13 protein-coding genes and 1 tRNA gene are annotated in these 13930 nt (G+C 64.6%); 8 read left to right on the top strand and 6 right to left on the bottom strand.

Annotated elements, in window-relative coordinates; all coding sequences use genetic code 11:
- Positions 1-77: 77 nt before the first annotated feature.
- Positions 78-1280 carry a M24 family metallopeptidase gene (locus B6V74_RS09825; RefSeq protein WP_088722686.1) on the top strand — a complete coding sequence of 401 codons (1203 nt, stop codon included), beginning with the start codon at positions 78-80 and terminating at the stop codon, positions 1278-1280.
- 36 nt (positions 1281-1316) lie between these two features.
- Here the strand turns inward: B6V74_RS09825 and B6V74_RS09820 are convergent, their stop codons facing one another.
- From B6V74_RS09820 to B6V74_RS09805, 4 genes are all read right to left on the bottom strand, one after another.
- Entirely contained in the window at positions 1317-2408 is a 1092-nt protein-coding gene (locus tag B6V74_RS09820) for a LuxR C-terminal-related transcriptional regulator (RefSeq protein WP_088722685.1), read from the bottom strand.
- Positions 2409-2608: 200 nt separating this feature from the next.
- Complete coding sequence (locus B6V74_RS09815) at positions 2609-3829, bottom strand: surface lipoprotein assembly modifier (protein WP_168184208.1); 1221 nt, start codon at positions 3827-3829, stop codon at positions 2609-2611.
- Positions 3830-3908: 79 nt separating this feature from the next.
- Complete coding sequence (locus tag B6V74_RS09810) at positions 3909-4502, bottom strand: hypothetical protein (protein ID WP_088722683.1); 594 nt, start codon at positions 4500-4502, stop codon at positions 3909-3911.
- Positions 4503-5094: 592 nt separating this feature from the next.
- Positions 5095-5184: transfer RNA gene (locus B6V74_RS09805), tRNA-Ser, on the bottom strand.
- A 179-nt stretch (positions 5185-5363) separates the two neighbouring features.
- Between B6V74_RS09805 and B6V74_RS09800 the strand changes: the two genes are divergently transcribed.
- The 7 genes from B6V74_RS09800 (at position 5364) to B6V74_RS09770 (ending at position 12291) form a co-directional block, all read left to right on the top strand.
- Positions 5364-6464 carry an AI-2E family transporter gene (locus tag B6V74_RS09800; RefSeq protein ID WP_077701375.1) on the top strand — a complete coding sequence of 367 codons (1101 nt, stop codon included), beginning with the start codon at positions 5364-5366 and terminating at the stop codon, positions 6462-6464.
- 68 nt (positions 6465-6532) lie between these two features.
- The gene (locus tag B6V74_RS09795; RefSeq protein WP_088722682.1) at positions 6533-7963 is read left to right on the top strand and encodes a protein adenylyltransferase SelO; all 1431 of its coding nucleotides are present in this window, start codon (positions 6533-6535) and stop codon (positions 7961-7963) included.
- Positions 7964-7989: 26 nt separating this feature from the next.
- Positions 7990-8709 (top strand): endonuclease/exonuclease/phosphatase family protein, encoded by a 720-nt coding sequence (locus tag B6V74_RS09790; protein WP_088718728.1) that lies wholly within the window; start codon positions 7990-7992, stop codon positions 8707-8709.
- Positions 8710-8775: 66 nt separating this feature from the next.
- Positions 8776-9672: a DMT family transporter gene (locus B6V74_RS09785; protein WP_075776598.1), complete on the top strand. Its 897-nt coding sequence runs from the start codon at positions 8776-8778 to the stop codon at positions 9670-9672.
- A 104-nt stretch (positions 9673-9776) separates the two neighbouring features.
- A complete protein-coding gene (eno, locus tag B6V74_RS09780; protein ID WP_075776599.1) occupies positions 9777-11051 on the top strand; it encodes a phosphopyruvate hydratase in 1275 nt (424 codons plus the stop codon).
- A 140-nt stretch (positions 11052-11191) separates the two neighbouring features.
- A complete protein-coding gene (locus tag B6V74_RS09775; protein WP_088722681.1) occupies positions 11192-11866 on the top strand; it encodes a haloacid dehalogenase type II in 675 nt (224 codons plus the stop codon).
- Entirely contained in the window at positions 11863-12291 is a 429-nt protein-coding gene (locus B6V74_RS09770) for a cupin domain-containing protein (protein ID WP_088722680.1), read from the top strand. Before B6V74_RS09775 ends, B6V74_RS09770 begins: the two co-directional genes overlap by 4 nt.
- On the opposite strand, the gene B6V74_RS09765 is transcribed toward B6V74_RS09770, so the two are convergent.
- Both B6V74_RS09765 and B6V74_RS09760 read right to left on the bottom strand, forming a co-directional pair.
- Positions 12292-12738: a DUF4405 domain-containing protein gene (locus B6V74_RS09765; protein WP_075776602.1), complete on the bottom strand. Its 447-nt coding sequence runs from the start codon at positions 12736-12738 to the stop codon at positions 12292-12294. It abuts the gene before it with no gap.
- Between the two features lie 78 nt (positions 12739-12816).
- On the bottom strand, positions 12817-13926 hold the full coding sequence (locus B6V74_RS09760) for an anhydro-N-acetylmuramic acid kinase (RefSeq protein WP_088722679.1): 1110 nt from the start codon (positions 13924-13926) through the stop codon (positions 12817-12819).
- Positions 13927-13930: the final 4 nt, after the last annotated feature.

Genomic DNA, 13930 nt, shown 5'->3' with positions numbered 1-13930 from the left:
ATCTTGCTTTGTCGCAGCGCGCGACGGGGGAAGATCGTCCCTCGGCGCGTTGCGGCCTCTGATAAGGAAGAGTGCCGATGGACCGTCCTGCTTTTTACCGATTTCACCAAGGCGAGCGTATCCTGCCCTTCGCTGCCAGCGAATACGAGGCGCGGCTCGCGGGTCTCCGCGCGGCGATGAGCCAAGCGGGCATTGATGCCTGCCTGTTCACTTCGATGCATAACATCGCCTATTACTCGGGCTTTCTATACTGCGCCTTTGGGCGGCCCTACGCGCTGGTCGTGACGCCAAGCGACAGCGTGACGATCTCGGCGGGGATCGATGCCGCGCAACCGTGGCGGCGCGGCCATGGCGACAATATCACCTATACCGACTGGGCGCGGAACAATTACTGGCGCGCGATCGCCTCCGTCACCGGCAAACGCCGCGTGCTGGGCATCGAGTCCGATCACCTGACGCTTGGGCAGGCGGCGCTTCTGCAGGATTTCCTCGAGCCGACCGAGACCCGCGACATCGCCCCCGCCACGATGCGGCAACGGATGCACAAATCGCCCGCCGAGATCGCCCTGATCCGGCAAGGAGCCGCGGTCGCGGACGTGGGTGGCTATGCTATCCGCGAGACGATCCGCGAAGGCGTGCGCGAGATCGACGTGGCGATGGCGGGCCGCGACGCGATGGAGTTGGAAATCGCCAGGCGATTTCCCGACGCGGAGTATCGCGATACCTGGGTCTGGTTCCAGTCGGGCATCAACACCGACGGCGCGCATAACCCGGTGACGGGGCGCGTTTTGCAGCGCGGCGACATCCTGTCGCTCAACACCTTCCCCATGATTTCAGGCTATTACACGGCGCTGGAGCGCACGCTGTTCGTGGGCGAGGTTGACGACGCCTCGCGCGCGATCTGGGAGGCGAATGTCGCCGCCCATGAATACGGGATGAGCCTTCTGAAACCCGGGGCGAGTTGCGCCGAGGTGACCGAGAAAATCAATGCCTTCTTCGCCGAGCGCGACTTGCTGCAATATCGCACCTTCGGCTATGGCCACAGCTTCGGCGTGCTGTCGCATTACTACGGGCGCGAAGCGGGGCTGGAGTTGCGCGAGGATATCGACACGGTGCTGGAGCCCGGAATGGTGATCTCGATGGAGCCGATGCTGACGATCCCCGAGGGCCAGCCGGGCGCCGGCGGCTATCGTGAGCACGACATCCTCGTGATCACCGAGAACGGCAACGAAGACATCACAGGCTACCCCTACGGGCCGGAGTTCAACGTGGTGGGATGATGTGACCGGCACGTGGGCGGCCCGGCTGCCCGCGCGCTACAAAAGCCCGAAGCGCAATGCGATCGCCACGGCTTCGGCGATCGTCCGGGCGCCGAGTTTGCGGCGCAGGTTGGCGCTGTGCATATCGATTGTCGGCATGGCGAGATCGAGGTCATGGGCCAGCTGATCGCGCCTGCGGCCGCGGATCATCCCGTGCAGGACATCGCGCTCGCGCGGGGTAAGGTGAATCCTGTCGCGCGGTGCATCCACCAGATCGCGAAGGGCTGTCTCTTCCTCGCTCGTGACGATGACGAGGACCCGGCGCCCGCCATCTGTGCGCGGCAGAAGGTTCAGTCGCAGCCTCGGAATGATCCGCCCGTCCGCCCCACGCATCTGCGGCAGATCGAGCGAGCCCGCAGCGCTTTTGCCAGCATCGGTCGCCCGGCCGATCGCGCGGCGCAAGGCAGGTTGCGCCGCCCCGCGCGCCCGCAGCACACGCTGGAAATTCAGCACGAGAAGCGGGTGGATTGCTATCAGCGTCTCGGCCATCCCGTTCATCCGCACAAGGCGGCCCTCGTGGTCGAGCTCGAAAATCGGGGCGTCGTCGAGCAGGCTGTTATCAGACGCGGTGACCTGCTGGATACTGGCGCGATGAAGCTCCCGACGGATCTTGTGCAGCCGCCCCAGATCCTGGACATGCGCGCCGAGAGTCTTCATCTCGGGGTCGGTGAAATCCCCCCCGCGCTTGCCCTTGTGGAACGCCGTGGCGACCAAACCGTCGCGGGTGCTCTGCATCATCGCGAGACACCAGTAGCGATCGACACCGTTCTTCACGATGAAATCGTTATACATTTCGCTGCGTTCGAACTCCTGCGCGCTCACGTGGTCCGACAAACGAAACAGCCCTGTTCCACACTTCTCCGGCGTGCCATGGGCCAACCATGGGTCGTGCCCCTCGAAGGAATTGTAGTCGAGATTGGCCTCCGCCTGGGTTCCGGCGGTAATTTCGCGATAGTCGCCGGGATGGAGCCAGATGAAGACCGCGGAGGGAATGTCGATCTCCCGCGCCATCATGCTGGGCAGCAACGTGAACAACTCGTCGTCAAGCGCGGCGTCGTAGATCTCGTGATGCGATATGAGATGTGACATCGGATCAGGTCAGTCGTCGCGGGCGGACCATTGGTGACATGATGTGCGTTTCTTGAAAAACGACGCGCAGAAACGAACCCGGCATTGCCCCCCCAAACTTTTCAAACAACCGCCAATCGGACCGTCGAGCCTGCACCCGACTGCGACGAAGCTGAAATGCTCACCGATTATGTTTTTTGACATAAAACACCGACTTTTCCTCAAAAATCAAGCTTGAGGGAAAAAGCGCAATCGACCGAGTTCGTCGTGTAGAGCGCGACATTCGACCGGGTGCGCCGCGCCGTGCAAGAAATTCTGGGCGTTTGACCGAGGATTTTCACCCGCTTCAACTCCAGGCTCAGCCCGAGGCTTGCGGCCCGGTCGCGGCGATGCACGCCGACGATCGGAAAGGCGGTATCATAGCGGCGCTCGCCATAGCTGAGCGACAGCCCGCCCCGTACGCCCGCGATCAAGGGGCGCTCGAAACCCACGCGCAATTCGGCGCCGGAATAGCGGTGATAGTCCGTCCGGGGCACGGCGCGCTCCAGCCTCAGGCCATAGCTCAGGGCACCGCGCCGCCCCACCCGCGTCCGGCGTGCGAGATCGACGTAATATCTCGGCCCGCTCAGGTAGGACTTCTCGCCATAGCTGGCATATTCGCCGCCCAGCCGGAAAACCGTGCGCCCGCCCGCCACGGACCGCCACGCCTTCGCGAACCGGACTCCGCGCGTGAGATTGTCCGACGTGATGTCTTGCGACCCGCCGCCATAGCGCCTGTCGCGGACGAACGCCTCGACCGACCAGGGCCCGCGACGGCCGAGATGCTCATATTGCACCGCAAGGCCGGGCTCGGAATAACGCAATGTCGCAGTGTGGTACCACGCCCCCGCATAAGAGGCGCGAAACCGGATGCGATGACCCGGGCGCGGCTGAAGGAACCAGTCGAGATTGGCGCCATAGCCGAGCCCGACCCCGGAGGTGTCGTTGCCGCCATCTTTGATCAGGAAGGTCCCGAAATCCGTCACGAGGTAACGCTCCGACGCGACATGATCGACATTGCTGCTCGGCAGGATCGAGGCGGTGGCGGAGAAGCGCAGCGGATGCGCGCGATCGAGCGCCTGCCACGCCGCGAGAAGCGCGTCTTCGTGCTTTGGATCCTTGGCGAGCGCGTAACGCAGGAACGCCTCGTTGCGGCGCACGGAGCCAAGTTTCCTGAAGCTTTGCTCCAACCCGGCCTGCGCCGGAGAAAATTCCGGATGGCGCGACGCGATTTCGCCGAAAATCAGCAGCGCCCGCCCCGGTTTGCCCTGCGCGAGCTGCGCATTCGCCACGCCGAGCCAATCCGAAACCGTCTGTTCGGCGAAGCTACGCGTCGGCAAGAGCGTGGAGGTGACAAGCGCGAAGGCGAGCCAGATCAGGAGGAAGGAAGAACGGTATCGCATCGCGCTTGTCGTTTGCCTCTCGGCGAGACGGAAAGAGACCGGACGCAGAACGTCCGGCCTGTGCAGGAAAAGCCCCGCCTCAATTCTCCGTGGCGTAATAATTGCCGCCGACGTTGCGGACATCAGTGCCGTCGGTCAACGTGCCGCCAATTTTCCCCACCGCGGTCAACGCGTCCCCGTTGTTGGCATCCGTATAGAAACCGCCGTCCATATTCAGAGCGAAATCTGCGCCGGGCGAAGTGCCATCCGACATCGTGCCCGTCGCGGTCGCGGCCATGGTCGAGCCGGAAACCGTGCCCGCAACGTCGAGCGAGCCCGTCACATCGGCTTCTTTCGTCAGGACGTCGCCGCTGTAGATGCCGAAGTTCGTTCCCTTGCCGGTCAGCTTTCCCGTGCCAAAATCGACATCCATCGCCAGTTCCCCCATCACGGTCGTGGTCGGGTCGTCGGGATTGACGTTGCTTACGCCCATAAAGCCCGACATCGACGCCTGCCCTTCGGGCGCAGTCGCGGTCATGGTCGGGCCGCCGATCCGATCCTGATAATCAGTATAGGTTGCATCGACGTTTTGGGCCTCTGCCGAGGTTAAGGCCCCGGAAGACCCGTTGCTGCTGTTGCAGGCAGCCAGCGCAAGACAGGCGGCTGACGCCGCGAGAGCGAGTTTGAATGTCATGAGAATACCCCGATTTTTTGGTGTTTTGTCACGGCCCAAGCACACGAACCGATCACGCGCATTTCATGTCACGGCACCGAAAGCTCGCAACCTATGAGAACTTATAGGATTCTGCGAAATTGGCGCCCGAGCGCCCTCCGCAGTCCCGAAATCACGAAAACGTGCAAACCTGCGTAAACCTTGGTTTCTCGGAGATGAAGGAACGGGACGGCGCGGCGTTTCGAGACATTCGACCATGTCCGGCATCGCCCGGAACAAACTGCGCACAGCGCACGGGACGGATCGGAGCGCATTGCAAAGAACGCAACGGGCCATCGGCGAAAGGCGCGCTTCGAATGCACCGACAATGGCTGGCCAGGAAAAACGTCATCGGCTCCGTCCCGACCGCTGAATCAAGTCCCGCCAACTGGATCAGCAGAACTGCAGCGCCTTCTGCAGCGAAGCGTTCACCACAAACATCGTCCCGCCCGTCCATGACGCGCGAGTCGACGCTGGCCCCCGCGACGCGAGAGATCGGGCTCCCGCGGCGCAGCGTAAACTGCGGCGCAAAGCCTCGCTAGGCGCTTGAAAACATGGGCTTGAAAGGGGGTAATGGCGGAGCGGAAGGGATTCGAACCCTCGAGACGGTTTCCCGCCTACACACTTTCCAGGCGTGCGCCTTCGACCACTCGGCCACCGCTCCGCCGGCGGGTTTATCCGCAAATCCGGGAGGGATGCAAGAGCCGATCCGGAATAATGCGAAGGACATTAAAAAGCCCTGAAAACACGCAGGTTCGGCGCTTGCGCGCCTGCCCGGTGGCTCCTAGCATAAGAAAATCAGGTTACGCCCCCGTCAGGGGCAGGCACAGGAAGATGATGAAGATGAAGGACACTCCCGATGAGGGCCGCCCCGCCCTGATCGATGGGCGCGCATTCGAGCCGCGCGCGCTCACCAACGTGCTTCTAGGCATCATCGCCTTCGCGCTGGCGCTGTTCCTGATGGTGCAGGCGAAATTCATCCTGATCTCTCTGGCCATCGCGATCATCCTGTTCTCGCTGACCTCCGAGGCGATCAATGCGGTCGGGCGGCTCCGGATCGGGCCGGTCTCGATCCCGCCGCGTCTGGCGTCGCTGGTGGCACTGGCGCTGATCGCGGGCGGGCTGCTCACGCTGAGCGCGGTGCTGATCTCGCAGGTGAACACCGTCGTGACGATGGTGCTGAACTATGCGGGCCCCGCGCAGCAGGCGATCGCGCAACTCTTCGGCTGGATGGGCCCCGAGGTTGAGCAATCGGTGCTGGAATCGATGCAGAGCATTCAGGTCGCAGGGTATCTGACCACCCTGGCGGGTCAGGCCTCGAACCTGCTTTCGGCCACGATCCTGATCATTCTGTTCGTGGGCTTCCTGTTCGCCGAGCGGATCTGGTTCGACGCGAAGCTGAACTCGCTGATGGGGGATCGCGCCAGCGCAGAGCGGATCGCGCGAATGGTCGGCACGATCATGCGCCGGGTGAACCACTATCTGCTGGTCAAAGCCATCGTCAGCGCCGTCACGGCGATTGCGGTCTACGGCGTCTTCACCGTGGGCGGCTTTGACTTGGCGCTCCCGGTCGCGATCATCACCTTCGCACTGAACTTCATCCCCTCGATCGGCTCGATCATCGCGACGGTTATCGCGACGCTCGCGGTCTATGTGCTGACCCAGAACCCCTACACGGCGGGCACGGTGCTCGTCGCGGTCGGCATCCTGCAATTCGTGATCGGCAACGTGATCGACCCGATGCTGATGGGCCATGCGCTGCGGCTGTCGAGCTTCGGGATCATCATCTCGCTCGCCTTCTGGGGCGCGGTCTGGGGGCTTCCGGGGATGTTCCTCGCCGTGCCGATCATGGTGGCGCTGATGATCATCTGTTCGCAAAGCCCGCGTCTGCGTCCGCTCGCGGTGCTGCTGTCGCGCGAAGGTCTGCCGGACATGGAACATTGAAGGCGCTGATAGCCAACGGGGATTGGATTGGAGGGCGCAAGGCTTAGATAGGGAGGTAAGGAGACGCCATGACCATTCCCTTCGACAACAGCTATGCCCGCCTGCCCGACACGTTCTTCGAGCGTCAGCCGCCCCAACCGGTGAAAGCGCCGGAACTGGTGCTGCTGAACCGCGACCTTGCCGACCGTCTGGGCCTGGATGCCGATTGGCTGGAGGGCCCCCAAGGGCTCGAGATGCTGGCCGGCAACACGATGCCCGAGGGCGCGGAGCCGATCGCGCAGGCCTATGCGGGGCACCAGTTCGGTGGCTTCGTGCCGCGTCTGGGCGATGGGCGCGCTGTGCTGCTGGGTGAAGTGGTCGCGCCCGATGGCGTGCGCTTCGATCTGCAACTGAAAGGCGCCGGGCGCACCGCGTTTTCCCGTGGCCGCTCCGACGGGCGGGCGTGGCTCGGTCCGGTATTGCGCGAATATGTCCTGAGCGAAGCGATGGCGAAGCTTGGCGTGCCGACGACGCGCGCGCTCGCCGCCGTGCGCACGGGCGAAACCGTTGTGCGCGATGCCTCGGGGCGTCCCGGGGCGATCCTGACCCGCGTCGCGCGCAGCCATATCCGCGTCGGCACTTTCCAATATTTCGCGGCGCGCAATGATCGCGATGGATTAAGAACGCTTCTCAACACGCTGATAGTTCGCCATTATCCTGAATGTGAGACACCGCTCGAAGTCCTGCGTGCGGTAGCGGCGAAGCAGGGCGAGCTCGTCGCGAAATGGATGGCGCTCGGCTTCATTCATGGCGTGATGAACACCGATAACATGGCGCTGTCGGGCGAGACGATCGACTATGGCCCCTGCGCCTTCATGGACCATTACCATCCGGGGCGGGTCTTCTCCTCCATCGACCAACAGGGCCGCTACGCCTATGCGCGCCAGCCGCAAGTGGCGGTCTGGAACCTTGCGCAATTCGCGACCTGCCTGATGCCGCTGATCGGCGACGACGATGCGGCGATCGAACGGGCGAGTGCCGCCGTCGACAGCTTCATCGGCGTCTATCAGGGCGAATGGCTGCGGCTGATGGGCCGCAAGATCGGCCTCGCTGAGGCGACCGAGGAAGACCTGCCGCTCATCGAGGACCTGTTGAACCGCATGGCGACCGAGAAATCCGATTTCACGCGTGTCTTCAGCGCGTTGCGGCGCGATCCTAAGACGGCGGGTCAAGAGTTCACAGAGCCGATGGCATTCGATCTCTGGCGCGAGGGATGGGAGAAGCGGATCGCGAGCGAAGACGATCCGCGCGCCGTCATGGAGATGGCGAACCCGCTGCGCATTCCGCGCAACCACCGGGTCGAGGAGATGATCGCGGCCGCGATCGATGGTGATGACGGTCCGCTCCACAGGCTTATGGAGGCGCTGGCGGACCCCTATGCGGAAGATCCGCGTTACGCCCCGTATGAAGACGCCCCGAAGCCCGACGAACGGGTCTTCCGGACCTTCTGCGGGACATGAAGATCACCCTGTAAGGCACTCAGAAAATGACACTTCGGATCGCTTCCTACAATCTGCACAAATGCGTGGGGACCGATCGCAAGCATGACCCGGCGCGGATAGTGAACGTCATCAATGCGCTGCACGCCGATGTGATCGCCTTGCAGGAAGTCGACAAGCGCATGGGTGAGCGCCCCGCCGCACTGCCGCAAAAGCTGATCGAGGAAGAGACCGATTTCATCCGCCACGACATGCCCCGCACCACAGCCGCCTCGCTGGGCTGGCATGGGCAGGTCGTGCTGGTCCGGCGTGGCTCCCGGGTGCTGGGGATCGAGCCGGTTACCCTGCCCGGTCTCGAGCCGCGCGGCGCCATCGCGGTGAACATCGCCCCCGACAGCGGCGCGCCCTTCCTGCTCATTGCAGCGCATCTTGGGCTGCGGCGGAGCGACCGGCGCGCACAATGGACCCGGATCGCCGAGATCATGGCCGGGGTGAAGCCGCATCCGGCACTCGCCATCGGCGATTTCAACGAATGGCGCGAACGCCACGGCTTTGAAGCGCTGACCGGCTTTCACATCCATGCGCCGGGCGCGACCTACCCCTCGCGCGCCCCGATCGGCCGGCTCGACCGGATCGTGACCTCGCCGGGAATCCGCGTGGTGCGCAAGGGTGTGCTGGATACGCCACTGGCGCGCGTGGCCTCGGATCACCTGCCGATCTGGGCCGATATCGGCGGTATCGTCACCCGTGCGCATCCCCGCGCCTGACACCCTGCTTGAAGGCCGATCACAGGCGCGCTAGGTGGGCCTTGACCATCCGGTCAGGAGCGCCCCATGACACCCGAACCCACCGAGAACGACAATCTGCGCGGCTCGATGCTGATGATCCTCGCGATGGCGGGGTTCGCGCTCGAGGATATGTTCATCAAGATGCTCGCGGGCGACTGGCCGGTGGGGCAAATTCTCGCCGCCGTGGGGCTTGGCGGCGCGACGATCTTCGCGGTGCTCGCCAAGCTGAAGGGCGAGCGCATCTTCACCCGCTCGCTGCTTTCCTCTGCGCTCTGGCTGCGCAACGCCGGCGAGATCGTCGGCACCGGGTTTTTCGTCTCCGCCGTGGCTTTCACGCCGCTCGCCCAAGCCACCGCGATCCATCAGGCGACGCCGCTTGCGACCACGCTCGGCGCCGCGATCTTTCTGAAGGAACGGGTCGGCTGGCGCAGGCTTTCGGCGATCCTGATCGGGTTTCTCGGCGTGATGATCGTGATCCGGCCCGGCACGGACGAATTCTCGATGCTCTCACTTCTCGCGGTCGGCGCGGTCATCGGCCTGTCGATGCGCGATGTCACCACGCGGCGCGTGCCGCGCGACGTGACCTCGCTGCAGGTGGCGACACTCGGCTTCTTCTGCGTGTTGCCGCTGGGGCTCCTGCTGCTGGCCGTGCTGCCAGAGCCGGTCGTCACACCCGCACCGATGGATTGGCTTTACCTGCTCGGCGCGCTCGCGATCGGGCCGGTGGGCTATTACGCCCTGATCGCCTCGGTGCGGCTGGGCGAAATCGCGGTGATCATGCCGTTTCGCTATTCGCGTCTCGCCTTCGCCGTCGTGATTTCGACCGTCGTCTTCGCCGAGCCCCCGGATCGCTGGACGCTGATCGGCGGGGCGGTGATTGTGGGCTCGGGCCTCTATGCGCTGTGGCGGCAGGCGAAACTGCGCAGGGAAGGTCGCCGTTAGCGGTAACATTTCCTCCAGAAATTGCCCTTACGGCCTTTTCGCAGGCGCAGCACGGGTGTATGCACCTAGCCAAGCATCAACCGGAGCCCGAGGAGAGCGCCCCCATGAGCACCATCATCGACATCCACGCCCGCGAGATTCTCGACAGCCGTGGCAACCCCACCGTCGAAGTCGACGTCATCCTCGAAGACGGAACGATGGGCCGTGCGGCCGTGCCGTCGGGCGCCTCCACCGGCGCGCATGAGGCGGTCGAGCGCCGCGACGGCGACAAGGCCCGCTACATGGGCAAAGGCGTTCTGGAAGCGGTAATGGCCGTGAACGGCGAGATCGCGGAGAACCTCGTCGGCGAGGACGTCACCGAGCAGGTCGAGATCGACCGCGCGATGATCGAACTCGACGGCACCGAGAACAAGGGCCGCCTCGGCGCCAACGCGATCCTCGGCGTCTCGCTCGCCTGCGCGAAAGCCGCCGCCGATTTCTCGACCCTGCCGCTTTACCGTTATGTCGGCGGCACCTCGGCCCGCGTCCTGCCGGTGCCGATGATGAACATCATCAATGGCGGCGAGCATGCCGACAACCCGATCGACATCCAGGAATTCATGATCATGCCGGTCTCGGCGGGCAATATCCGCGACGCGGTGCGCATGGGCTCGGAAGTATTCCACACTCTGAAGAAAGAGCTCTCGGCCAGCGGCATGTCCACGGGTCTGGGCGATGAGGGCGGGTTTGCTCCGGAACTCAGCTCGACCACGGCCGCGCTCGACATCATTCTCAAGTCGATCGAGAAAGCGGGCTACAAGCCGGGCGAGGACATCTACCTCGCGATGGATTGCGCCTCGACCGAATATTACAAGAACGGCAAATACGAGATGAAGGGCGAAGGCCTGTCGCTGACCTCGGAAGAGAATGTCGACTATCTCGAGAAGCTGCTGGGGGCCTATCCGATCATCTCGATCGAAGACGGCATGGCCGAGGACGATTGGGAAGGCTGGAAGCTCCTGACCGAGCGTCTGGGCGACAAGGTGCAGCTGGTGGGCGACGATCTCTTCGTGACCAATCCGACGCGTCTGGCCGATGGCATCAAGCAGGGCGTCGCGAATTCGATGCTGGTGAAGGTCAACCAGATCGGCACCCTTACCGAGACCCTGCAGGCCGTCGATATGGCGCACCGCGCAGGCTACACCAACGTGATGAGCCACCGTTCGGGCGAGACCGAGGACGCGACCATCGCCGATCTCGCGGTCGCCACCAACTGCGGTCAGATCAAGACCGGCTCGCTGGCGCGTTCGGACCGGCTCGCGAAATACAACCAGCTGATCCGCATCGAGGAATCGCTGGGCGAGACCGCGGAATATGCGGGCCGTTCGATCCTGCGCTAAGCGCGTCTTGACGTGAGACACCCAGGCCCCCGGCGGAGCACGCGCTTCGCCGGGGGTTTTCGTTTCGCCTTCGGCGAGGATATTTGGGCCAAGCCGAAGGGGCGATTGCGTTGCGCCCTGATCCGCGTCACTGTCGGGCCATGATCAAGGCTCTGATTTTCGATGTGTTCGGCACCTGTGTCGATTGGAGGAACTCCGTCGCGCATGAGGTGGAAACTGCCTTTCCCGGGATCGATTCCCTTGCTTTCGCCGATGCGTGGCGTGGCGAATACGATCCTGCGATGCGGCGCATTCGCGACGGCGGGCGCGGCTATGTGGCGCTCGACGATCTGCATCGCGAGAACCTGCACCGGGTAGCCAAGCGCTTCGCGGTCTCGGCACCCGATAGCCTGTCGCATGTCTGGGAGCGGCTGAACCCGTGGCCCGACGTGGTCAGCGGCCTTCACGCGCTGAGGCGCCATGCGATCATCGCGCCATGTTCCAACGGGTCCATCGCGCTGATGACGCGGCTTGCGCGCCACGCGGGGCTGCCGTGGGATTGCATCCTCGGCGCGGATATCGCCCGCGACTACAAGCCGAAGCCGGAGGTCTATCTGGCCTCCTGCGCCGCGCTGCGTCTGCCGCCCGAAGAGGTGATGATGGTGGCCGCGCATAATGATGATCTCTCGGCAGCCCGGGCGCTGGGGCTAAAGACCGCTTTCGTACCGCGCCCGACCGAATACGGGCCTGCTCAGGACAAGGACCTTGTGCCGAGCGAGGAATGGGACGCGATCGCGCCCGATTTCGAGACGCTCGCCAAGGAGCTCTTCGCATGAACGAGGCCGACGCGATCATCGAAGCCCTTGGCCTCGTGCCGCATCCCGAAGGCGGGCATTACCGCCAAACCTGGGAGGCCGAAGCCGCAGACGGCGCGCGTCCTTCGGGCACCTGCATCTATTTCCTGCTCAAGGCGGGCGAGCGCAGCCACTGGCACCGGGTGGACGCGACCGAAATCTGGCATTTCCACGCAGGCGCGCCGGTGCAGCTCGATATCGCGCCGCAGGAGGCGGGACCGGTGCTGGAATTGCTGTTGGGCCCCGACGTGATCGGCGGCGATCAACCGCAGGGGATCGTGCCCGCGGGCCAGTGGCAATCCGCGCGCTCGACCGGGGCGTGGAGCCTTGTCAGCTGCACCGTCTCGCCGGGCTTTCGCTTCGAGGGGTTCGAACTGGCCCCGCCCGGTTTCGACATCCCCCGTTGATCACCAGAGACCGATGCTCGCCCAACGCGAAAGTTGATCGAGCCAGCTGACAGGCGGCCACCAGAGCAGCGTCAGCACGATCACCGCGGCCACGAGCCCCACCGCCAGCGCCAATTCGCGCCTGTGACACAGCGTTTGCGCCGCCGCGGACCACAGCAGGTTGCGGATCACCGGCCAGTGTAGCTTGATGTGCCAGACCCCGGCGAAGACGAAGAGCACCCCCATCGCGAGGTGCAAAAGCTCCCAGTCGGCGCGGTCGAGCGCGAGGAGCGACCAGTCGATATCCCGCGCAACCCGGCCCGAGGGCGCAATGCTGACGACGAGGCCGGAGATGACCATGACGACGAAGCTGAGCCCCGCAAGGAAGACCGCGGCGGCCCGGTTCGAGAACGGGGCCTGCTTGCGCGCCTGCGGCGTCGGACAGGGATCGGTTGGAGTTTCAGACATCGGACTACCCTCTTCAATGAGGCCGATCCTAGCGCCGTCCGCCGCGGCGCGGCATGATCAGCGTCAAGTGATGCGAATTTAGCCGGGGCGCGAGACCTTGCCGCCGCCGAGCAGCGCCGACACCCCGGTCGTCGAGGGCCCAGAGGTTGCCATGCCACGCGCCACCCGCACCGCGAGATAGGCGAAGGCCTGCGCCTCCAGCATGTCGCCATCGAGCCCGATATCCTCGATCGGCTGCACTGGCACGTTCATGCGCCGCTGCAAAGCCACCATCAGCGCGGTGTTGAGCCGCCCGCCGCCGCATACATAGATCGCCGAGGGCGCGGTCGGGTAATGCTCCCCCGCCCGCGCGACGGAGGCTGCCGCACAGGCGGTAAGCGTGGCTGCCGCATCCGCGTCTTCCAGCGCGGCCACACGGGACAGGACGTCATGGAAATCGTTCCGGTCGAGCGACTTCGGCGGCATCTTCAGGAAATAGGGATGCGTCAGGAAGGCCTCGACCACTGCCTCGTCAACGCGGCCCGTCAGCGCCAGCTCTCCGCCCGCATCGAACTCCGCCTTGCGCCTGAGCCGCATCAGATCGTTGATCGGTGCGTTGGCGGGGCCGGTGTCAAAGGCCAGAACCGCGCCCGGCACCTCTGCCGAGGGTTGGCGCGGATCGACCCAGGTCACATTGCCGACGCCGCCGAGGTTCAGAAACACCGCCGGCGCATCGAGCTTGGCGTATTTCGCGCAGGCAAAGTGGAAGAAGGGCGCGAGCGGCGCGCCCTGCCCGCCCATCTCGACATCGGTGGAGCGGAAATCCCAGACCACCGGGCGCGACAGCACCTCGGCCAGGACCGAGCCGTCGCCGGCCTGATGGGTGCGGCGCGGGCCCTGCATCCCATAGGGATCGTGGGCGAGCGTCTGGCCGTGAAACCCCACGAGCTGCGCCTCTCCGAAGCCGCTGAGCAGTTCGGCATGGGCGGTTTCGACCACCTCGCAGGCCTCCTCCACCCCGGCCTCGCCGGGCCAGCGCCCGAGGGCTGCATGGAGCGTCGCGCGCTCGGCCTCGGTATAGGGGCGGTAGTCGCTGCGGCCGAAATCGAGAATGCGGGTTCCGTCGGTCAACACGAGCGCCGCGTCCACCCCGTCCAAAGACGTGCCCGACATGGCGCCAACCGCCCAGACCGGCCCGGATTTCAACATGGCT

Source organism: Thioclava sp. F42-5 (genome assembly GCF_002213195.1).
Taxonomy (GTDB): domain Bacteria; phylum Pseudomonadota; class Alphaproteobacteria; order Rhodobacterales; family Rhodobacteraceae; genus Thioclava; species Thioclava nitratireducens.
The sequence above is the reverse complement of the archived record's forward strand: the minus strand, read 5'-3'. Positions and strand labels throughout refer to the sequence as shown.